The sequence below is a fragment of the Synechococcus sp. BA-120 BA3 genome (assembly GCF_034931285.1).
Taxonomy (GTDB): domain Bacteria; phylum Cyanobacteriota; class Cyanobacteriia; order PCC-6307; family Cyanobiaceae; genus Cyanobium.
In genome coordinates this window covers 1-1,027 of record NZ_JAYGHZ010000197.1, presented here as the reverse complement: position 1 = coordinate 1,027, position 1,027 = coordinate 1, and the positions used below count along the sequence as shown (strand labels likewise).

Annotated in this window: 2 protein-coding genes; both read right to left on the bottom strand. The window is 72.4% G+C overall.

All coding sequences use genetic code 11. The features are described from left to right. On the bottom strand, window positions 1-458 hold a 458-nt coding region (locus VB737_RS07230; RefSeq protein WP_500312241.1), incomplete at its 3' end, for a carboxyvinyltransferase. 2 nt (window positions 459-460) lie between these two features. Continuing rightward, window positions 461-985 carry a photosystem II reaction center PsbP gene (gene psbP, locus VB737_RS07225; protein ID WP_500312242.1) on the bottom strand — a complete coding sequence of 175 codons (525 nt, stop codon included), beginning with the start codon at window positions 983-985 and terminating at the stop codon, window positions 461-463. Window positions 986-1,027 lie beyond the last annotated feature (42 nt).

Below are 1,027 nucleotides of genomic sequence, written 5' to 3'. Positions count from 1 at the left end.
ACATAGCCCTCCTCCAGCGCGATCTCGGCCCCCAGCGCCTTCAGCGCCATCAGGTGCAGGTCCACGGGCCGCGCCCCGATGGTGCACCCGCCCGGCAGCGACACCCGTGCCTCGCCCGTGCGGGCCAGCAGAGGCCCCAGCACATTGAACGAGGCCCGCATCTGGCGGACCAGATCATAGGGGGCAAAGGTCGAGGTGATCTCGGGCGCATGGAACAGGGTCTGCTGCGCGCCCGCCTCTCCCGATTCGGTGACCTCGACGCCCAGCTGGCGCAGCAGCCGGCCCAGGGGCCCGGGGGCCCCGGCCCACCAGGCCACCCCGCCATAGCTGAGGGCCGTGGCCGTGGCCTCCGCCGCATCGATCAGGGTCACCGCCAGGCCCCGCTCCACCAGCTCCAGGGCGAGGAGGCTGCCGGCCAGCCCGCCCCCGATGACGGTCAGCCGGCCGGGGGCGGCCACGCTCAGATCTGCAGGGTGAAGGAGCCGATCACCACGGCGAACAGGTCCTTCACCTTGTTCCAGCGGGCTTCGTTGGTGCTGGCGGCAAAGGTGTAGAGCCGGCCGCGGTCGACCACCACCGTGGCGAGCTCGTGGCGATCCCGGTCGGCCAGATGGACCGTGTACTCCAGGTCGTAGTAGGTGCGGCCCCCCTGCTCCCGCTCGTGGGCTTCCACCAGTTCGGCGTCGCGGCCGCTGCCCGCCGGCGAAATGACGCTGCGCCGCAGGGTCTCGCCCACCTCGACGGCACTGCCGAGCTGGCTGAGATCCCGGTCGGGGGTGACCTCCGACACCACCAGGCTGAGGGTCTCGTCGCTGTTGATCAGGTCGTGGAAGACCACCTGGGGGCCGTTGCTGACCTGCACCCGGGTCCAGCCGGTGGGGTACAGGAAGGCGTAGCGGCCATCCGGGCTCTGGAAGGAATTGAGGCCCGCGGCGGCGGCGCTGCAGCCCACCAGCATCACGGTCAGCAGCAGGGCCGCCAGCAGGGAGCCGCCCCGGGCGCGCCAGGGGGCGGCGGGGGAGGGGGC